Raw genomic sequence first — 19,825 nt, forward strand, 5'->3', positions numbered from 1 at the left:
TAGGAGCGTAAATAATGACCACCGAAACCACCCCCATCGCCGAAACCAACAATTTCATTGTGTTAGACAAATACGTCAACATCGAAAAAGGCACAAGCTATCAAACAGAAGCGGATTTGGAAAAGGAATTGATTGCGGATTTGGTCAATCAAGGCTATGAATATCGCCGAGATTTACACAATCAGACAGCATTGCTGGCAAATGTGCGGGAGCAGTTGCAGCAGTTGAATAAAACGCCGTTTTCCGACAGTGAATGGCAGCGGTTTATTGTGGAATATTTGGACAGAGCCAATGAAACTGCGGTAGAAAAAACACGCAAAATACATGATGACTATATTCATGATTTTGTGTTTGATAACGGGCGGATTCAAAATATTTATCTATTGGATAAGAAAAATATTACCAATAATAAAGTGCAGGTGATTAACCAGTTTGAACAAACGGGGACGTATAAAAACCGCTATGATGTCACCATTTTGGTTAATGGCTTGCCGTTAATCCAAATTGAATTAAAAAAGCGTGGTGTGGCTATTCGTGAAGCCTTTAATCAAGTGCATCGTTACAGCAAAGAGAGTTTTAACAGCGAACATTCTTTGTTTCAATATTTGCAAATTTTTGTGATTTCCAACGGCACGGATACGCGTTATTTTGCCAATACGACCAAGCGTGATAAAAACAGTTTTGATTTTACCATGAATTGGGCGAAATCCGATAACAGCCTGATTAAAGATTTAAAAGATTTTACCGCAACTTTTTTTCAGAAAAATACCTTGCTGAATGTGCTGATTCATTATTCGGTCTTTGATGTCAGCAATACGCTGCTGATTATGCGGCCTTACCAAATTGCGGCAACGGAGCGGATTTTGTGGAAAATCAACAGCAGTTATCTGGCGAAAAATTGGAGCGACACTCAAAGCGGCGGCTATATTTGGCACACCACAGGCTCGGGCAAAACCTTAACCAGCTTTAAAGCGGCACGTTTGGCGACCGAACTGCCCTTTATTGACAAGGTGTTTTTTGTGGTGGACAGAAAAGACCTTGATTATCAAACCATGAAAGAATATCAGCGGTTTAGCCCCGACAGCGTCAATGGTTCAAACAGTACGGCAGGTTTAAAAAGGAATCTTGAAAAAGATGACAACAAAATTATTGTGACCACCATTCAAAAACTCAATAATCTGATTAAAAGCGAAGAAAATTTGCCGATTTATCAAAAGCAAGTAGTGTTTATCTTTGATGAATGCCATCGCAGCCAATTTGGCGAAGCACAACGCAACCTTACCCGCAAATTTAAAAAATATTACCAATTCGGTTTTACCGGCACACCGATTTTCCCTGAAAATGCCTTAACCGCCCAGACCACTGCCGGCGTATTCGGGCGGGAATTACACTCCTATATCATCACCGATGCCATTCGTGATGAAAAAGTGCTGAAATTCAAGGTGGATTATCATAATGTTCGCCCGCAATTTAAGGCATTCGAACAGGAACAAGATGAGCAAACACTAAGCAGTTTGGAAAGCCAACACGCTTTTTTACACCCTGAACGCATTAAAAAAATTGTGCAATATATTTTGACCCATTTCGCCCATAAAACGCACCGCAGTTTTGGCAACAATAACGGTTTTAATGCCATGCTGGCGGTGAGCAGTGTGAGTGCTGCAAAAAGCTATTACGACACCTTTAAGCAGTTGCAGCAAGGCCACGAAAAGCCTTTGCGTGTTGCCACGATTTTTTCTTTTGCCGCCAATGAAGAGCAGGAAGCCAAAGGTGATATTGCCGATGAAAATTTTGAACCCACCGCCATGGACAGCAGTGCCAAAGAATTTTTGAGCCGTGCCATTGATGATTACAATGCTTATTTTAAAACCAATTATGCGGTAGATAGCCGTGAATTTCAGAATTATTACCGTGATTTAAGTTTGCGAGTGAAAAAGCAAGAAATTGATTTGCTGATTGTGGTGGGCATGTTTTTAACGGGCTTTGATGCCCCCACATTGAACACGCTATTTGTGGATAAAAATCTGCGTTATCACGGCTTAATTCAAGCCTATTCCCGCACCAATCGCATTTACAACAGCACCAAAACCTTCGGCAATATCGTCACCTTCCGTGATTTAGAACAAGCCACCATTGATGCCTTAAAGCCGAACATCAACGGGAAGCGGCAGCGTTAATTGAAAGCGAACATTTAAATCAAGATGCTGCCAAACGCTATATTCAGGTATCGCTAAAACGAGAATACGCCAGCGACAGCGGCACAGCATTAAACGATTTATTGCCGAAAATGAGTCCGCTCAATCCGCAATATTTGAGTAAAAAGCAAAGTATTTTTCAAAAAATTGCTGCGTTTGTGGAGAAATTTAAAGGCATCGGTGGGAAGATTTAAAGCTCAATAACACAAAAGTGCGATGAAAAATGTAAGATTTTTTCACCGTACTTTACGCCGTTTTTCCCACTTTAAACAAACACCCCTTGCACCAACCCCATATACAACATCGTTCCCACTGCCATAGACAAGAACATATTTTTCTTCCAAAGGTGTAAAGCTAAAGTGACAATGCCAGCAATAAAATCGGGTATGCCGTGATAGCCTTGTAAAATATCAATATTTTTATAACAATACACCACTAACATACCGAACATCGCCGCTGGCAACACTTTACCTAAATAACGGATATATTCAGGGATCGGGTGATTCGCTGGGAAAATCCAAAAAGGGATTAGTCGACAAAATTGTACGCCAACTACGCCCATAGTAATGGTGATAATTTGTTCGGTTAAAGTCATTGGTTGCCCCCTGTTAAACGAATAATTTTGCTTTCCAGTTTGGTTCGGCGTAACGTCAACACACCCCAAATAGCGAATAAAGTTGGAATTAAAAAATGTTCTTTGCCAATGGTGATTAGAAAGAATAAAGTAATACCTAAACCCAGTAACGAGCTTTCATGAGATTTTTCTTTCAGCCAATTTTCAGCAAAAATAACAATAAATAGCGCGGTCATAGCAAATTCTATACCTTTTAAACTAAACGGAACAATGTCCGCTGACAGATTACCTAATACCGCTCCAATGACCCAATAGACTTGCAAATATAAACTCACAAAAAAGTAATACCAGCCTTTATCTAAGTGCTCTGGCACGTTTGCCATATAATTCAACGAAAAGGCTTCGTCCGACATAGCTGAAATTAAATACCAGCGTTTTTTACCCAACTGTTTACCATATTTTTCTAACATGGAAATGCTATAAAAAACCTGTCGCCCACTGACCATTAAGGTGACCAACAACACGGAAAGTGGAGAAAAAATAGTCGTCAATGATGTTGCCACAATAAACTCTACTGAACCCGCATAAATTAATGCTGCCATAAAAAACGGAAACCAAACACCAAACCCCAACACTTTCATATAAATACCGTAGGCAATACCTAAGAAAATATAACCGATGATCATCGGTACCGAATAAGGAAAGGCAGCTTTAGCAGCCGTCCAAATCACGGCTGATTTTTTATTCTCTGTCATGATTACTCCAATACTGAAAGCCCCGGTAAAGTAGAAAAACTTTGTGATTTTACGGTATCATAAAAATCATCAATAAATGCACTCTCTGCGTCAATTTCTCGATAGGCACAATATAAATTGCTATGTAAGCGTTGTTCGGTAATTTGACGAGCCACCACATAACCGCGATCTAAATAAGGTTTTACCGCCCAAAATGGTAACGCCGCAATGCCTCGTTTACTGGCAACTAATTGAATAATGGCAATAGTCAGTTCGCTGGTTCGGCGTGTCGGATTGATGCCTGCTGGTCGCAACACTTTACGCAAGAGATCTAACATATCATCAGGGACAGGATAAGTAATCCAAGTTTGATCAGCAAAATCTTCCGCTTGCCAAATTTCTTTTTGGGCTAACAGGTGATCTTTGGCACAAAGCCCAACCATTTCATAAGAAAATAGAGGTTTATATATAATGCCGTCCGTCGGTTCAATCTCCGACACAATCGCCCAATCAGCACGATGACTAAGCAATAATCCTACAGTATCCGTATGAAAACCCGATACAATATCCAATTCGACTAAAGGCCAATGGGTGCGAAAACTGTCCATAGCAGGCATTAACCAATCAAAACAAGTATGGCATTCCACCGCAATCCGTAACTCGCCGGCTTCGCCCTGTTTCACCCGTGAAAGATCTCGCTCCGCTTCAATCACTTTCGGCAACACATCATGGGCTAATTTAATTAAACGTTCTCCCGCCGGTGTAAAGTGTAACGGCATTGTTTTACGTTCAAATAATGGCAAACCATATTGTTCTTCCAGTAATTTAATTTGATGAGAAAGGGCTGATTGGGTTAAATAAACCCGTTTCGCGGCAAGCGAAACAGAGCCTGTTTGTTTTAATGCAAGCAAGGTTTTTAAATGGCGGAGTTCGAGAAATATGGGTTTCATAGCCTTATCTATCAATAGTAAATAAGGCTTTTATTCTACAGTAAATTTCAGAAACATTTAACAAAAAGACGATGAAAGTGCGGTGGAATTTTAGATGATTTTTTCATAATAAGAATGATTTTTTTATAAAAAACACTTGCAAATTTTCTCATATAAAGTTATTTTTCTTCACGAATTATCTTTATATGGAAATAACAATAATGAAACTGAAAAAAATAAGTGTGGCAATTATGCTCACTTTGGGGGCAATTTCCCCCGCAAGTGCGGAGGAAAAAACCGAAATTTTAGATGAAATTGTGGTCACGGAAGTGAGCAATAATCCCTTTAAAAGCGTATCACAAAGCGAATTAAAAAACGGCTCAACGTCACTAGGTAATGCCTTGTCAAAACAAATGGGGATTCAAGCCAATCACTTTGGTTCAGGTGCTTCAACACCGGTTATCCGCGGGCAAGAAAGTTATCGCAATAAAATTGTGCAAAATGGCAGCGATGTAGTGGATATGTCCAATATGTCACCCGATCATGCCATTATGGTTGCCCCTACTTTAGCGAAAGAAATCAACGTTATTCAAGGCGTGGATACGCTATTATACGGTTCAGGTATCACTGGTGCGGTGGTGAATGTAGAAGATGATAAAATTCCGACACAATTACCATCGCGTACTGTTGAGGGCAGTTTAGATACGCGTTACAACACCAATAACCAAGAACAGTTATACAATTTAGCCACGAATTTACGGCTAAATAATCATCTGGTTCTGCATTTAGAGGGCTTAACTCGTCATGCAAAAAATTATAAATCAGCTGGTTATACGGAACAATATAGCGTGGAAAATCCTTGTAATAATTCTAATACACCAGAATGTATTGAGGCTATTTTTTCTGATGATTATCAAGAAAATTTCGTAGAATCAAAGCATTATCGTTATATTAATAATTCCGAAGCAAAATCTAAGCAAGGGGCTGTGGGGCTGTCATGGATTGGTGAAAAAGGTTATCTTGGTATTGCTTATACCGATAGACGCGATCGTTATGGTTTAACTGGACACGAGCATAAAGCTCATTTTTGCCATATTCATACTCATCAAGAAAATGATGAATACTTAGAGGGGATTAACCTACATTGTGAACATACCAGCATCAATATTGATGAAGATTTCCACAATCACGATCCCAGTCAACCTGAACAATATGCCAAACTTAAATTACATTTAAAACGTGTGGATTTACGAGGTGCGATTATTCAACCTATAGCAGGTATTGAACAAATTCGTTTTATCGCTAACGATAGCCGCTATCATCATGATGAAATTGAAGGGCAATACACGATGTCTAGTTTTCAGCATAATGGCAAATCAGTACGTATTGCATTAGATCATAAACCTACTCAACATATTTCTGGCAGATGGGTTGCACAATATAGCAAAGATCAGATTGGCAGTTCAGGCTATGAAGGAATTTTAGATAAAAGCATTACCAAACTATATGCGTTATCTGCGGTGGAGCGTTATCAGTGGCAAGATATTACGTTCTCTTTGTCTGGACGTGTAGATCATCAAGCAATTCAATTACTTGATGACAAACAATTACATCGTGGGAAAAATATTATACCATTACGCAGTATGTCATACAGCACCAATACTTATTCTTTCGCCACAGGTATTGATTGGCAAATTACCCCAGCATTTAAAAGTTGGATAACCTTTTCTCATCAGGAACGAGCCCCTAGCGTACAAGAACTTTATGCTCGAGGCACGCACGTTGCCACCAATTCCTATGAATTTGGTGATGAACAATATGACCGCACCATTCATAATTTGCAGATAGATACCAATGTTTATAGTCAATTTGGTATTAATGAACGACTCAAAAAAGAAAAATCCAATAATCTGGACATCGGTGTGCAATTTAATCATGACAGATGGCAAAGCTATTTCGGCACCTATTATAAGTATTTTAGCAATTATATCTATGCTCATACCATGGATCGTTTTGCACATTTTCGTTTGATACGTTACGCTCAACAACCTGCACGTTTTTATGGCGTGGAGGGAAATATGAGTTATCAATTCACCCCTAAATATCGCTTTACTGTTTTCGGTGATTATGTGCGAGGAAAATTACAAAATGGCAATGTACCACGTATGCCAGCTATGCGTTTAGGTTCTCGTCTGAATGCTGACTTGAGTGATAAATTGTCCGCCAGCATTGAATATACTCATACTTTTAACCAAAATAACACTGCCTATAATGAGCTACCAGTTAAGGGCAATGCTATGTTGAATGCGGGTGTTATTTATTTAGGTTCATTAAGTCAGCATATTGATTATCGTTTAACCCTTGATTTTAATAATATTCTTAATCGGAAAGTGTATGCGAGTACATCTTATTTATCCCATATTCCTTTAATGGGACGTAATGTGGTAATGGGGGCAAGTGTATTGTTTTAAATTAAAAAAGACGAAACAAGAAAAGCGGTGAATTTTTAATCCACCGCTTTTTCTACCAAAAGAACCAGAAAAAATCCCTATCTTCTTTTTTTCTTCATACCCTGACGGGCTTTAAAACGTGGATTTTCCTTACAAATTACATAGACCACACCGTGACGGCGAACTACTTTACAATTTGGGTGACGAGTCTTGGCACTTTTTAATGATGATAATACTTGCATGCTAATCTCCTATTTTGATTTTAATGCACCGAACTTACCATAACGGTTAGTAAAGTCACTAGCTCGACCTTCATTGCCGATTTGACGTGTTTTACCGGTGTAGAACGGGTGTGATGCGGAAGATGTATCACACATAAACACGGGATATTCCTTGCCATCTTCCCATTGCATTGTATTTGTCGTTCTAGCACAAGAACGGATTAAAAAGCCTTGTTTGGCATTGCTATCATAAAATAGCACAGTACGATAATTATCTGGATGAATTCCTTTTTTCATATTTACACCTTATTTTTTATTAAAAAATAACTAGGCTGTGAATATTACCCTAAATTGCGGTCTTTCGCAAAACTTATTTTTCAAAAACAAAAAAGATTTTCACCGCACTTTTGTTTATCTATTTTTTATCAGTCATTCAATTATTAAAATTATTCATACAAAAAATGAAAATTATGAGTTTGCTTAATAAACCAGAATTCGGCATTATCTTGATCAAGCGGACGTTTAGCCGTCTAAATAGACATTTATTATTTCCATTATAGGAGCAAGATTATGACCACATTCCATGTATTAGGATTCCCCCGTGTTGGTGCAAAACGTGAACTTAAATTTGCACAGGAACGCTACTGGCGTAAAGAATTAAGCGAGCAAGATTTATTAGCACTTGCCAAAGCCTTACGTGAGAAAAACTGGAAACATCAAGCTGAAGCAAATGCGGATTTTGTCGCAACCGGTGATTTCACGTTTTACGATCATATTTTAGATCTGCAAGTGGCGACAGGGGCGATTCCTGCTCGTTTTGGTTTTGACAGTCAACAATTAACTTTAGCCCAATATTTTGAATTAGCACGTGGTAACAAAGATCAATTTGCCATTGAAATGACGAAATGGTTTGATACCAACTATCATTATTTAGTCCCCGAATTTAGCAAAAACACTCAATTCAAAGCCAATCCAGCACATTATGTCAATCAATATCGTGAAGCTGTTGCTAACGGACATAAGGCAAAACCTATCATCGTTGGTCCATTAACATTCCTTTGGTTAGGTAAAGAAAAAGGCGAAGCCTTCAACCGTTTTGATTTATTGGCAAAATTAGTCCCTGTTTATCAACAAATTTTAACCGCACTTGCCAATGAAGGGGCGGAGTGGATTCAAATTGATGAGCCAGCATTGGCATTAGATTTACCAAAACCATGGATTGATGCGTTCCAGTCCGTGTACGCAGACTTAAGCAAAGTGAATGCCAAATTATTATTGGCGACTTACTTCGGTTCAGTGGCAGAACACGCTCCATTATTAAAATCGTTACCAGTGGCTGGTTTACACCTTGATTTAGTGCGTTCGCCTGAACAATTAGCGACTTTTGCTGATTATGACAAAGTGTTGTCTACGGGTGTGATCGAGGGTCGTAATATTTGGCGTGCGAATTTAAATAGCGTGCTTGATGTGTTAGAGCCATTAAAAACCAAACTGGGTGAACGTTTATGGATTGCACCAAGCTGTTCATTATTACACACACCTTATGATTTGAGCGTGGAAACGCAATTACAAGAGAAAAATCCTGATCTTTATTCTTGGTTAGCATTCACGTTACAAAAAGTGGAAGAATTAAACCTATTAAAACAAGCGTTAAATCACGGTCGTGCGTCAGTACAAGCACAATTAGATGCCAGCCAAGTAGCTGCTGATGCTCGCAAAAACAGCAAAGTCATTCACAAAGCGGAAGTCGCCGCTCGTTTAGCCAATTTACCTGCCAATGCGGATCAACGCAAATCGCCATTTGCAGAGCGTATTGCTAAACAAAATGCGTGGTTAAATTTACCATTATTACCGACCACCACCATCGGTTCATTCCCACAAACCAGCGAAATCCGTCACGCTCGTGCCAGCTTCAAAAAAGGCGAATTGTCTTTAGCGGATTATGAAACGGCGATGAAAAAAGAAATCGAATATGTGGTGCGTAAACAAGAAGAATTAGATTTAGATGTATTGGTTCATGGTGAAGCGGAACGTAACGATATGGTGGAATATTTCGGTGAATTGCTTGACGGCTTTGACTTTACCAAATTCGGTTGGGTGCAAAGCTACGGTTCACGCTGTGTGAAACCGCCAGTAATTTTCGGCGATGTAACCCGTCCAGAGCCAATGACGGTGCGTTGGTCGCAATATGCGCAAAGCCTGACCAAAAAAGTGATGAAAGGGATGTTGACAGGTCCTGTCACCATTCTGCAATGGTCATTCGTGCGTAACGATATTCCACGTTCCACCGTATGCAAACAAATCGGCGTGGCGTTATCTGATGAAGTATTAGATTTGGAAAAAGCCGGTATTAAAGTGATTCAAATTGATGAACCTGCGATTCGTGAGGGCTTGCCACTTAAACGTGCCGACTGGGATGCTTATCTCCAATGGGCGGGCGAAGCATTCCGTTTAAGCTCAATGGGCGTGGCGGACGATACACAAATTCACACGCACATGTGTTATTCTGAATTTAACGATATTTTACCAGCTATTGCGGCGTTAGATGCTGACGTAATTACCATCGAAACGTCCCGTTCCGATATGGAATTATTGACCGCATTCGGCGATTTCAAATATCCGAACGACATCGGTCCGGGCGTGTATGACATTCATAGCCCACGCGTACCGACCGAAGCGGAAATCGAACACTTGTTACGCAAAGCGTTAAACGTGGTGCCAAAAGAACGCCTATGGGTCAACCCAGACTGCGGTTTAAAAACCCGTGGCTGGAAAGAAACCATTGAACAGTTGGAAGTGATGATGAAAGTGACCAAGAAATTGCGTGCTGAATTAGCGTAATCCATTGAAGAAAAAAGCCCTGTATGCAACATGCAGGGCTTTTTTTATGGTTTAATTTTTGTTACACTACTAGCTCTAGTCGGGGTGCTTCTATAAGCTGAGATCATACCCGTTGAACCTGAAACAGCTAATACTGACGTAGGAAACTAAACCATGAAAAACAATTTTATTCAAACTCTTATCCAAAAATCCCAACCTCATTGGCACCATTATGTAGAACATGATTTTGTGCAACAATTAGGACAAGGTATATTACCTTTATCTAGCTTTCAATACTATTTAAAACAAGATTATCTCTATCTCTTCCACTATAACCGTGCTTTAGCGCTTGCCATGTTTAAAGCAGAAAATTTTGCGCAAATGCGGGATATTCACCAAGCGATTGAGGTATTATTACAAGAAATTCAACTACATATTGATTTCTGTCGAGAATGGGGTATTTCTGAGCAAGAACTGTTAACGCTCGATGAAGATCCTGCTTGTGTTGCCTATACACGCTATGTGCTGGATTGTGGTATGACCGGAGGATTAGCCGAACTTTACGCCGCCATAGCACCTTGTGCCATTGGTTATGCTGAAATTGGATTACGTTTAAGTCAACAAAATATTGCGCCCAATAATCCTTATCAAAAATGGATTGATTCCTACGCAAGTCAAAGCTTTCAAACCGCGGTGGAAAAATATAAAGATTTTTTAACCGCACTTTGCCAAGATTTCAATGCGAAACAATTGGCAAATATCCAGCACATTTTCACCACGGCGACACGAATGGAAGTCGCATTTTGGCAAATGGGGTTAGATCATTAATTTTTTATACTTTACCTATTAATTTATTGTTATAATTTACCCCATATTTTATTTCAGAACGGTTCATTCAATGAAAATTAAACTGATTTTGTGTTTATTATTGGGGTTATTGCCTAGTCTTGTGTTGGCTCAATGGAAATCTGTTGGTAAAGCAGATTATAATTGGGGTCCTTTTCTTGTGTACAGCATTACGCTTTCTACTGAAACAGGGCAATATCAAGAAAATGAACGTCCGTTAATGCTTACCTTTACCTTTGATAAACAGGTAGAAGGCAAAAATTTTGCAGTCACCTTAATTAAGGAAATCGACAACTTGAAAATTGCCAATGTAGATACATCAGCTTGGTTAAAGGAATTACAACGGATTTTCCCTGATTTTTCACCACAAGATCATTTAAGTTTTATTGCATTAGCCAACAAAAGCTATTTTGTCTTAAATGATACGGTATTAGATTATGAATTTGACTCTGAATTTGCTCATATTTTAACCTCAGTTTGGTTATCAGAAAAAACAAATTTCAGCAAAATGCGAGAAATGCTGCTGAATCAAAATAAAATAGAGAATGAAGCGCCAAAAATGGAACTTGAAACGGTTCCATTAAATGAAGAGGACGTCAACCCACAACTCCCACCGGAATACCCATTAGAAAATCAACCAGAAGCAGTATCATAATGCAATGGGGCTATAGGATAGCCCAACATTCAGCATTTTTGCTCTAAATACAAAATCATTTCCAACGCAATATCCACCCCACTGGTCTTTTCGATCATTTCTAATCCCGGGCTTGCATTGACCTCCAATACTAATAACCCCTGCTTAGAACGAATTAAATCTACCCCAGCCACATCTAATCCTAACGCTTTAGTTGCCTTAATTGCGATTTGTTGTTCATCCATCGTTAGCGTAATTTTTTTCGCCACGCCACCACGATGAAAATTCGCACGAAACTCGCCATGTTGTCCTTGACGTAACATGGTTGCGATCACTTTATCCCCGATAACAAAGCAACGAATATCCATATTTTCTGCCTCTTTCACAAAATCTTGTAATAATGTTGGCACATTAACTTGTTGCAAGGTTTCTAAAATACTCGCTGCAGTCTGTGGTTTTTCTGCTAGCATAACCCCAATACCTTGCGAACCATTTAAGGTTTTCAAAATAACCGGCATTGATGCCTGAGCAACGGCATGTTTAACTGAAAATTCACACCCTGCTAAACCGCTCGTTGGCACCGTAATACTGGCTTGTTGTAATAATTGTAAACTTTGCCATTTATCTCTTGCTCGTAAAAAAGCCTGTTCATTATTCAAACAAACAGCCCCCTGAGCCGTTAAATGACGTAATACCGCACAGCCCATCTGTGTACTTGCAGTACCAAAGCGTGGCAAAACTGCATCATACTTAGGTAATAAATCTGCAACATCTCGCTCATTACGTTGATAATAAAGCGCAAAGTGCGGTGCATTTGGTATCAATTTTAAGAAACAGCGGTTAGGATCAAGAATGTCCATTGAATGCCCGCGTTTTTCCGCTGCGGTTTTTAGACGTTGACAACTGTATAATCTAGGTTCTCGGCATAGGATTAGAATGTGCATAATATTATCTAAAATAGAAAATCATTCTGATATTATAAAGATTTTGAGCAATGATAAAAGAACAAAGCCACTCTTATCTCAACAATGATTGAATAAGAACGGCTTTAATACTATGTTACCCCACCACTTCAGGTAATATCCCTGCTTGAATAAGAGATGGAATAATGGAAATAAGCATGCCAAAAATGATAGAAATAATCAACACTGCATTTCCACCCCAAACTCGATATGGCAAATTAGGGTGTTGTTGACGAACTTTATAAACTAATACCGCAGGCAATACAACCGCATAGAATGCAAACATTTGACCAGCATAACTTAGCGCAAGTATAAAACCTTTCGGGAAGAAAAGCGCAAATAATATTGGCGGTAAGAATGTCAACACGCCTAATGAACTCCGACCCACATTAAGATTAAATGCACCTCTGAGTAAGTCATCAATACATTCAAATAAACCTAAGGCGACCCCTAAAAAAGAAGTAATTAAGGCGAGTACAGAGAAAGTTTTAACCACACCACTGAGAATTTCACTTCCGGTTAGTTCATAACAAGCATTAATCAATCCATTCAACGTTGGATCTTTACGCAACATTTCTAAAAAAAGATGTTGTCCTAAAACACCGTGAGTGGATAATTGCCATAAAATATAACAGATTAATGTGGTCATTGAACCCACGATAATGGCAAAACGTAGGGCTTTATAATTACCGTTTAAATAATTATTCAGGCTAGGAATTGAACCGTGAAAACCAAATGCGGTAAAAAATACTGGCGTTGCTGAAATAAGCAATGCATTATCAATCGGCATGGCTCCTAAATTATCAAAGGTGATTTCTGGCGACATCACCAACAATACCAATACTAAAGCGCCTAGCATAGTAAAAAAGAGCAGGCGATTCACAAGGTCTACGCTTTTAGTTCCTTTGACAATAAAAAAGCCAAAAACTAAAGTGAAAACAATAGCAGAAATAGCTTCTTTAGATATACCTAAATCTGTATCAGGTAAGAAAGAGGCAAAAATATTCCCCCCACCAGTGACATAGGCTGACAACAAAGCATATAAAAATACCATTAGAACGGTGGTAGAGACAACTCGCCCCATTCGACCAAAATATTGAGCAGTGAGTGACCCAATGCCAGCATCTGATTCAATAGTTTGATAGGCTTCAACAAAAAGCAAAGCACTATAAGTTAGAAATACCCATAGTGCAATCAACAAAATGATAGTGAATAGAAATCCTATACCTGCAGATGTCAGAGGCATAGCTAACATGCCAGCACCGATCATCGTGCCGGAAATCAATAGTGTAGTTCCTAGTGTTTTATTCACGATATATCTCCTTTCGTGAGAAAAAGGGCGAAACCGCTTCTCTTGACAATACAACAAACAACAATGTCGCAGGAAATGCTTTTTATATACAACGCTAACCTATAAATTCGCCTTTAAGATAAGTGATAAAAAATGATACGAAAAAAGGGGTAAACAAACCCCTTGATTTAACAATTATGCTTTCGGTTCAAAAAGTGCTGTAAAGAAACGAAGTTGTTTTGGTTCATACACAAAACGCAACCCTTTAATATCTTCCTTATGCTTGAACAGTTTGATAATACCTTCCGCCACTAAATCCATGTGAGCATAGGTATATACACGACGCGGAATGGTCAAACGCACAGTTTCAAGTTTTGGATGATGGTTTTCACCTGTATTCACATCACGACCTGCAGAAATGATTCCGCGTTCCATAGTACGCACACCGCATTCTACATAAATAGCCGCTGCCAATGCTTGAGCAGGGAAGTCTTCTTCTTGTTTAAGATGTGGACAGAAACGACGAGCATCTAAGAATACCGCATGTCCTCCAACAGGTTCTAGAATTGGCACGCCTGCTTCTTTTAATTTTTCGCCTAAATAGCGTACTTGCTTAATGCGGTGCTCAATGTATTCTTCTTGCATTGCTTCACGTAAACCAATTGCCATGGCTTCCATATCACGACCAGCTAAACCACCGTAAGACGGCATACCCTCAAATACCACCACTATTTCTTTGGCAGCCATAAAGAGATCTTCGTGATTCATACATAAAAAACCACCAATATTAGTTAAGCAGTCTTTTTTACCACTCATTGTACAACCGTCAGCGTAGCTAAACATTTCGTGTACAATAGATTTAATTGAGCGGTCTTGATAACCTGCTTCTTGTTCTTTGATGAAATAAGCATTTTCAACACAACGGGTTGCATCATAGAACACTTTAATGCCGTGTTTTGCAGTCAATTCACGTACAGCTTTCATATTAGCCATAGATACCGGTTGACCTCCCGCAAGGTTCACCGTTACGGCTAAACAAACATAGGCAATATTTTCCGCCCCTTTTTCTTTGATTAAATTTTCTAATTTATTTAAATCAATATCCCCTTTGAATGGCACATCTAAGGTCGCATCGTGTGCTTCATCACGAATAATATCGTAGAAAATACCACCATTTGCTTCTTGGTGATAACGAGTGGTTGTGAAATACATATTGCCAGGTACATATTGTCCTTTTTTAATCGCAATACGAGATAAAATATTTTCTGCACCACGACCTTGGTGAGTTGGTACAATATATTTAAAACCAAATAATTCTTGTACTGTTTCTTGCAAATGATAAAAATTTCTGCTTCCTGCATACGCTTCATCACCTACCATTAAACCAGCCCATTGACGGTCACTCATTGCATTGGTACCACTATCTGTGAGTAAATCAATGTAAACATCTTTAGAGTCGATTAAAAAAGTGTTATACCCTGCTTTCTGAATAACTTTTTCACGCTCTTCACGAGGTAAAATAGAAACAGGCTCAACACTTTTAATGCGAAACGGTTCTGCTGGATAATTTTTCATATTACATCTCCCTAAAAGTTAAAAATAATTTTTTATTCGAAAAATAAACCAATAAAAATACAAACTCCATTTATTGTTTTTTTATTTAGTTTTCTTTCGGGAAAAAATATTAAATTGTTTTTTTTTTGAGCAATCACTTTTTAACCAATTTGAGAGATTTGTCACAAAATTGAAAAATAAATTTTTCAAGTATTTTACATTATTTTTCAAAGTGGTATTCTTGTGCGTCTTACTATAGGGTAGGTTATAGTGAGAATAAGGCCGTCTATTTTATCCATATTAACCACGCATAATTTAACGAATTCATTCTTCTCAAAATAATTTCTCATTTAGTTGAAAAATAATGTAAAATAGCGTTATATAGACTTCATTAAGTAAGGAAAATTTATGTTTGTAAAAATTTATGGTCGTATGACTTGTCCATTTTGTGTTCGTGCCAAAAGCTTAGCGGATAAACTGAGCGCCGAAGTAGATGGTTTTAGCTATGAATTTATTGATATTATTGAAAAAGATATGAGCAAAGATGATATTGCTAAAGCTATCGGTGTTACTCAAGTACAAACTGTACCGCAGGTCGTTATTGATGAAAAACCAATCGGGGGTTGTACTGATTTTCAAGCCTTTGTACAAGAAAAATTTGGTATTACGCTTTAATCAACAATAAAAAACCTAGTGAGATCACACTACACTAGGTTTTTCTTTGCTCTATAATTTAGCGACAATATATTAATTAGCCAACAGTTTCTGCAACGCCTGATACAAGATTTGTGCGTTTTCACCGCTTAAAGCAAACTTATCTTCATCACTAATGACCACAGCACTTTCATTGCCGTAAGCACTAATCTGCATTGAATATTCGCCTTTTTCTAGATCTGGCTTGGTTAAACCCAAACGAGCCCATTGAGTATCATCTAGCGGTTTGTATTTTAATACAGCATAACCTTTACCAACCGTAGATTCTTTAAATTCAAAACCTAGTTGTGGTAAGGCTTGTTGCAATTTTTGCCAAGATTGTTGGAAATTAATATTCATTGCCAAGGAGGTATGCTGATTGGCATCCGTTACAATCGCAGATTGAATTGCACCAGTGGCAACATCAAATGTGGCGACTTGTTGCTGTTGTTGACGATAAGCCATATTTAATTCACCCACTAACTGATTTAAACGATCAGATGTATAACGTGCTTTATCTTTCACCGCTGGCGTGAAAATCACTTCATCTCGTTTCATTTGAGCAATAGCAACTACTAAGGCATTAGAATCACTGTTACCCACTTCTTCAATAATATAGCGGGCTTGTACATCACCGATTTCATCTGCTCGACCAGTCTTAGCCCAATCAGTTTGCACTTGATTACCAGAGGTGCTGAAAGGAATACCTTGCTCGGTTAATAAACGTTGTACTTGTTGGATATTGTACACCCCCTTTTTTTCGGCAGGATAAATAATAGATGAACGCTCACCATCAAAATGGGTCACCGAATTACCGATAATTGCCATGGGAGCTGATGGTGGACGAATGTCGGTAGCGTCCGTTTTTACCGATACATCCGTAGGCAATTGATAGGTATTTTCTTGTCCTAGGATAGTTACCCCACCAGTATCTAATTTAGTGAACACCGGAATGACACCACGTTTTTCATAACTATCATTTGCTATTTGTTTACTTTCATTACTGGTTGAACAAGCAGTCAAGGTTGCTAATACGGTTAATGGTAAAAGCCATTTATTCATCATCTATCCCTTTAAATTTATTATAAAATATCACCGCACTTATAGACCACAAAAATGCCAAAAAGTTTAAGGCTCATCAATAACCCTAAATACGAAAAAATAAGTGCGGTTAAAATCAAATAAGTTTTGCTTGCTGTAAAGCAGCTAACACTTTCGGCTGTGCTTGTTCACTTAATACTGTCAATGGTAAACGTAAATTTGGATTGCTAATTAATCCTAATTTATACGCCGCCCATTTTACTGGAATAGGATTACCTTCCACAAATAAATCATGATGCAGTGCCATTAGCCGTTGATTAATTTGTTCCGCTTCGTCAAATTTGCCCGCTAACGCTAATTGGCATATTTTTGCCATATCTGTTGCAGCAACATTATTGGTAACAGAAATAACACCTTGCCCGCCCAGTTTCATGCTCTCTAAGAAAGTAGCATCATCACCGCTCAAGAAAATAAAATCTTCACCGGCAAGCGCTTTAATTTTGCCAACACGGCTGACATCGCCTGTTGCTTCTTTAATGCCGACGATATTGTGAATTTTAGCCAAACGTCCTACGGTTTCTGGCTGCATATCACTGCCTGTTCTGCTCGGAACATTATATAAAATTTGTGGTAAATCAGTACATTCTGCAATGGCTTTAAAATGTTGGTACATCCCTTCTTGGGTTGGTTTATTATAATAAGGCACGACTGACAAACAACCGGCTACACCACTATCATGTAATAGTTTTGTCATGGTAATAGCTTCACTGGTGGCATTTGCCCCAGCGCCAGCAATCACAGGAATTCTACCATCTGCAAATTCCACGGTTTTTAAAATCGTTTTGACATTTTCATCAATACTTAATGTGGCTGATTCACCGGTTGTCCCCACAGAAACAATGGCATCTGTGCCTGCGTTCACATGGAAATCCACTAATTTTTTTAGTTCGTTATAGTCCACTTCGCCATGACTATCCATTGGCGTAATTAGCGCAACAATGCTACCGTAAAATAAAGGAGTTGAAGACATAAAAAAACCTCTCATAATTTCTTGTTGATGTTTGCTTGATAAACTTCTTCTATCATTGCTAAAATAATCCAAATTTGCAAGCAAGTTTTATTATTTTAATCAAAAAACGACAAAATAAATCAACTAATAAGGAATTTACTGATGGATCTATTAAAAATCGGTGCCATTGCGCCACAATTTTGCTTACTCAATCAGCATGATCAGCAAGTTTGTTTGAAAGATTTTCAAGGTCGAAAAGTACTGGTTTACTTTTATCCTAAAGCATTAACGCCGGGTTGTACTGCACAAGCTTGCGGTTTACGCGATGCCAAAACGGCGCTAGACCAGTTAGGCGTTGTTATTCTTGGTATTAGCCCGGATAAACCGAAAAAATTAGCACAATTTGTAGAAAAAAAAGAACTGAATTTTGATCTGTTATCCGATCCCGAGCATCAAATTGCCGAAGAATTTGGTGTATGGGGAGAAAAGAAATTTATGGGAAAAACCTATCATGGTATTCACCGCATCAGCTTTTTAATTAATGAGCAAGGGGTGATTGAACAGGTATTTGATAAATTCAAATCAGGCGAGCATCATCAAGTGGTATTGGATTATTTACTGGCTGATCAATAAATCCGACTGATAGGATGCAAGTGCGGTGAAAAAGTTTCTATTTTTCACCGCACTTCAATTAGCGTTCGTAAATAATCTCTACACCCTCATCGTCTTCTTCAGACCAATCGTCCCAGAAATCATCATCGTCATCTTCCACTGCATTTTGCATCGCTTCTTGATGATAATCATCCCATTTAAATTTCACTTCATCAGTTGGTGTATTTTCTTCTTCCACTTCTCTTGGGTTAGCTTCAATGAAGTCCATAATTTCACGGGTTAAATCAGACACGTTTTTGCCTGTGACGGCGGAAATTAAGAAATAATCTTCTTCATAGCCAAGGCGTTCAGTAATCTCTTTAGCTAATTGTTGGGCTTCATCTTCGGACATCGTATCAATTTTATTAAACACTAACCAACGTGGTTTATCGGCTAATTTTTCACTGTATTGGAATAATTCATTTTCAATAATCGCAATATTATCGGCTGGATCACTTTGATCAATGGGTGCAATATCAACCAAATGAATCAATACTCGACAACGTTCTAAGTGTTTCAAGAAACGAATACCTAACCCTGCCCCCTCGGATGCATGTTCAATTAAGCCGGGAATATCTGCCACCACAAAGCTACGGTCAGAACCGATACGAGCAACGCCTAAACTGGGTACTAAAGTGGTAAATGGGTAATCAGCAACTTTAGGCTTCGCCGCAGAAATGGCACGAATAAAGGTCGATTTTCCAGCATTTGGTAAACCGAGCATACCCACATCCGCTAATAACATTAATTCAAGCTGTAAATCTCGTTTTTCCCCGGGCGTTCCCATGGTCTTTTGACGTGGTGCTCGATTCACGGAGGATTTAAAACGCGTATTACCCAAACCATGATAACCCCCTTTGGCGACCAGCATTTTGGCACCATGTTTAGTCAGATCGCCTAAAGTTTCCTTGGTATCATTATCAATGGCTCTGGTTCCTACTGGTACACGCAAGGTAATATCTTTGCCACGTTTACCTGTGCAATCGGAACTACGTCCATTTTCACCACGTTCTGCCGCAAAACGTTTTTCAAATCGGTAATCAATCAAGGTATTTAGGTTCTCATCAGCAATTAAATACACGTCACCACCATCACCACCATCACCACCGTCTGGTCCACCTTTCGGGATAAATTTTTCACGGCGGAAACTGACACAACCATTACCACCGTCGCCTGCTTCAACTCGAATTAAGGCTTCATCAATAAATTTCATTCTCTCTT

At 38.7% G+C, this 19,825-nt stretch carries 17 protein-coding genes, 1 pseudogene and 1 riboswitch; of the genes and pseudogenes, 7 read left to right on the forward strand and 11 right to left on the reverse strand.

Annotated features, from left to right (window positions below; all coding sequences use genetic code 11):
- Nucleotides 1-14: 14 nt before the first annotated feature.
- Nucleotides 15-2,389, forward strand: a pseudogene (locus tag E0709_RS11005) (type I restriction endonuclease subunit R).
- Between the two features lie 71 nt (nucleotides 2,390-2,460).
- Here E0709_RS11005 and E0709_RS11010 read toward each other — a convergent pair.
- Genes E0709_RS11010 through E0709_RS11020 form a run of 3 tightly spaced genes read right to left on the reverse strand, consistent with a single transcriptional unit; the run spans nucleotide 2,461 to nucleotide 4,453 of the window.
- Nucleotides 2,461-2,790, reverse strand: coding sequence for a branched-chain amino acid transporter permease (locus tag E0709_RS11010; RefSeq protein WP_132302796.1), 330 nt, complete (start codon nucleotides 2,788-2,790; stop codon nucleotides 2,461-2,463).
- Nucleotides 2,787-3,524 (reverse strand): AzlC family ABC transporter permease, encoded by a 738-nt coding sequence (locus E0709_RS11015; protein WP_132302795.1) that lies wholly within the window; start codon nucleotides 3,522-3,524, stop codon nucleotides 2,787-2,789. Before E0709_RS11015 ends, E0709_RS11010 begins: the two co-directional genes overlap by 4 nt.
- 2 nt (nucleotides 3,525-3,526) lie before the next feature.
- Nucleotides 3,527-4,453: a LysR family transcriptional regulator gene (locus E0709_RS11020; protein ID WP_132302794.1), complete on the reverse strand. Its 927-nt coding sequence runs from the start codon at nucleotides 4,451-4,453 to the stop codon at nucleotides 3,527-3,529.
- Between the two features lie 200 nt (nucleotides 4,454-4,653).
- Here E0709_RS11020 and E0709_RS11025 point away from each other — a divergent pair, with 200 nt between their 5' ends.
- On the forward strand, nucleotides 4,654-6,903 hold the full coding sequence (locus tag E0709_RS11025; RefSeq protein ID WP_165867247.1) for a TonB-dependent receptor: 2,250 nt from the start codon (nucleotides 4,654-4,656) through the stop codon (nucleotides 6,901-6,903).
- 77 nt (nucleotides 6,904-6,980) lie between these two features.
- Here E0709_RS11025 and ykgO read toward each other — a convergent pair whose 3' ends face one another.
- Nucleotides 6,981-7,124, reverse strand: coding sequence for a type B 50S ribosomal protein L36 (ykgO, locus tag E0709_RS11030; protein ID WP_132302792.1), 144 nt, complete (start codon nucleotides 7,122-7,124; stop codon nucleotides 6,981-6,983).
- Between the two features lie 9 nt (nucleotides 7,125-7,133).
- Nucleotides 7,134-7,400, reverse strand: a complete 267-nt coding sequence (locus E0709_RS11035) for a type B 50S ribosomal protein L31 (protein ID WP_132302791.1) — start codon at nucleotides 7,398-7,400, stop codon at nucleotides 7,134-7,136.
- A gap of 273 nt (nucleotides 7,401-7,673) precedes the next feature.
- On the opposite strand from E0709_RS11035, the gene metE reads away from it, so the two are divergent.
- The 3 genes from metE (at nucleotide 7,674) to E0709_RS11050 (ending at nucleotide 11,424) form a co-directional block, all read left to right on the forward strand.
- Nucleotides 7,674-9,944, forward strand: coding sequence for a 5-methyltetrahydropteroyltriglutamate--homocysteine S-methyltransferase (gene metE / locus E0709_RS11040; protein WP_132302790.1), 2,271 nt, complete (start codon nucleotides 7,674-7,676; stop codon nucleotides 9,942-9,944).
- A gap of 70 nt (nucleotides 9,945-10,014) precedes the next feature.
- Nucleotides 10,015-10,106, forward strand: a riboswitch (TPP riboswitch).
- Nucleotides 10,098-10,751, forward strand: coding sequence for a thiaminase II (gene tenA, locus E0709_RS11045; protein WP_132302789.1), 654 nt, complete (start codon nucleotides 10,098-10,100; stop codon nucleotides 10,749-10,751). (Overlaps the previous riboswitch by 9 nt.)
- 70 nt (nucleotides 10,752-10,821) lie before the next feature.
- Nucleotides 10,822-11,424 (forward strand): hypothetical protein, encoded by a 603-nt coding sequence (locus E0709_RS11050; RefSeq protein WP_132302788.1) that lies wholly within the window; start codon nucleotides 10,822-10,824, stop codon nucleotides 11,422-11,424.
- A gap of 29 nt (nucleotides 11,425-11,453) precedes the next feature.
- Here the strand turns inward: E0709_RS11050 and E0709_RS11055 are convergent, their stop codons facing one another.
- From E0709_RS11055 to E0709_RS11065, 3 genes are all read right to left on the reverse strand, one after another.
- Entirely contained in the window at nucleotides 11,454-12,347 is an 894-nt protein-coding gene (locus E0709_RS11055; protein ID WP_132302787.1) for a RimK family alpha-L-glutamate ligase, read from the reverse strand.
- Nucleotides 12,348-12,462: 115 nt separating this feature from the next.
- The gene (locus E0709_RS11060; protein ID WP_132302786.1) at nucleotides 12,463-13,677 is read right to left on the reverse strand and encodes an aromatic amino acid transport family protein; all 1,215 of its coding nucleotides are present in this window, start codon (nucleotides 13,675-13,677) and stop codon (nucleotides 12,463-12,465) included.
- Between the two features lie 174 nt (nucleotides 13,678-13,851).
- On the reverse strand, nucleotides 13,852-15,231 hold the full coding sequence (locus E0709_RS11065) for a tyrosine phenol-lyase (RefSeq protein ID WP_132302785.1): 1,380 nt from the start codon (nucleotides 15,229-15,231) through the stop codon (nucleotides 13,852-13,854).
- A gap of 387 nt (nucleotides 15,232-15,618) precedes the next feature.
- On the opposite strand from E0709_RS11065, the gene E0709_RS11070 reads away from it, so the two are divergent.
- Nucleotides 15,619-15,885: a GrxA family glutaredoxin gene (locus E0709_RS11070; RefSeq protein WP_132302784.1), complete on the forward strand. Its 267-nt coding sequence runs from the start codon at nucleotides 15,619-15,621 to the stop codon at nucleotides 15,883-15,885.
- 72 nt (nucleotides 15,886-15,957) lie between these two features.
- Here E0709_RS11070 and bamC read toward each other — a convergent pair whose 3' ends face one another.
- On the reverse strand, nucleotides 15,958-16,965 hold the full coding sequence (gene bamC, locus E0709_RS11075) for an outer membrane protein assembly factor BamC (RefSeq protein ID WP_132302783.1): 1,008 nt from the start codon (nucleotides 16,963-16,965) through the stop codon (nucleotides 15,958-15,960).
- A 115-nt stretch (nucleotides 16,966-17,080) separates the two neighbouring features.
- Complete coding sequence (gene dapA, locus E0709_RS11080; protein ID WP_132302782.1) at nucleotides 17,081-17,974, reverse strand: 4-hydroxy-tetrahydrodipicolinate synthase; 894 nt, start codon at nucleotides 17,972-17,974, stop codon at nucleotides 17,081-17,083.
- A gap of 141 nt (nucleotides 17,975-18,115) precedes the next feature.
- Between dapA and bcp the strand changes: the two genes are divergently transcribed.
- Nucleotides 18,116-18,586: a thioredoxin-dependent thiol peroxidase gene (bcp, locus tag E0709_RS11085; protein WP_132302781.1), complete on the forward strand. Its 471-nt coding sequence runs from the start codon at nucleotides 18,116-18,118 to the stop codon at nucleotides 18,584-18,586.
- Nucleotides 18,587-18,644: 58 nt separating this feature from the next.
- On the opposite strand, the gene cgtA is transcribed toward bcp, so the two are convergent.
- Nucleotides 18,645-19,817 (reverse strand): Obg family GTPase CgtA, encoded by a 1,173-nt coding sequence (gene cgtA, locus E0709_RS11090; protein WP_132302780.1) that lies wholly within the window; start codon nucleotides 19,815-19,817, stop codon nucleotides 18,645-18,647.
- Nucleotides 19,818-19,825 lie beyond the last annotated feature (8 nt).

This window comes from Lonepinella koalarum, from assembly GCF_004565475.1.
GTDB lineage: Bacteria > Pseudomonadota > Gammaproteobacteria > Enterobacterales > Pasteurellaceae > Lonepinella > Lonepinella koalarum.

What these genes read in the sequence shown, in the direction of transcription:
- E0709_RS11015 (WP_132302795.1), bottom strand. Translation starts at nt 3,524, where the DNA reads ATGACAGAGAATAAAAAATCAGCCGTGATTTGGACGGCTGCTAAAGCT.
- E0709_RS11065 (WP_132302785.1), bottom strand. Translation starts at nt 15,231, where the DNA reads ATGAAAAATTATCCAGCAGAACCGTTTCGCATTAAAAGTGTTGAGCCT.
- E0709_RS11050 (WP_132302788.1), top strand. Translation starts at nt 10,822, where the DNA reads ATGAAAATTAAACTGATTTTGTGTTTATTATTGGGGTTATTGCCTAGT.
- E0709_RS11070 (WP_132302784.1), top strand. Translation starts at nt 15,619, where the DNA reads ATGTTTGTAAAAATTTATGGTCGTATGACTTGTCCATTTTGTGTTCGT.
- dapA (WP_132302782.1), bottom strand. Translation starts at nt 17,974, where the DNA reads ATGTCTTCAACTCCTTTATTTTACGGTAGCATTGTTGCGCTAATTACG.
- metE (WP_132302790.1), top strand. Translation starts at nt 7,674, where the DNA reads ATGACCACATTCCATGTATTAGGATTCCCCCGTGTTGGTGCAAAACGT.
- cgtA (WP_132302780.1), bottom strand. Translation starts at nt 19,817, where the DNA reads ATGAAATTTATTGATGAAGCCTTAATTCGAGTTGAAGCAGGCGACGGT.
- E0709_RS11020 (WP_132302794.1), bottom strand. Translation starts at nt 4,453, where the DNA reads ATGAAACCCATATTTCTCGAACTCCGCCATTTAAAAACCTTGCTTGCA.
- bamC (WP_132302783.1), bottom strand. Translation starts at nt 16,965, where the DNA reads ATGAATAAATGGCTTTTACCATTAACCGTATTAGCAACCTTGACTGCT.
- E0709_RS11055 (WP_132302787.1), bottom strand. Translation starts at nt 12,347, where the DNA reads ATGCACATTCTAATCCTATGCCGAGAACCTAGATTATACAGTTGTCAA.
- ykgO (WP_132302792.1), bottom strand. Translation starts at nt 7,124, where the DNA reads ATGCAAGTATTATCATCATTAAAAAGTGCCAAGACTCGTCACCCAAAT.
- bcp (WP_132302781.1), top strand. Translation starts at nt 18,116, where the DNA reads ATGGATCTATTAAAAATCGGTGCCATTGCGCCACAATTTTGCTTACTC.
- tenA (WP_132302789.1), top strand. Translation starts at nt 10,098, where the DNA reads ATGAAAAACAATTTTATTCAAACTCTTATCCAAAAATCCCAACCTCAT.
- E0709_RS11010 (WP_132302796.1), bottom strand. Translation starts at nt 2,790, where the DNA reads ATGACTTTAACCGAACAAATTATCACCATTACTATGGGCGTAGTTGGC.
- E0709_RS11035 (WP_132302791.1), bottom strand. Translation starts at nt 7,400, where the DNA reads ATGAAAAAAGGAATTCATCCAGATAATTATCGTACTGTGCTATTTTAT.
- E0709_RS11025 (WP_165867247.1), top strand. Translation starts at nt 4,654, where the DNA reads ATGAAACTGAAAAAAATAAGTGTGGCAATTATGCTCACTTTGGGGGCA.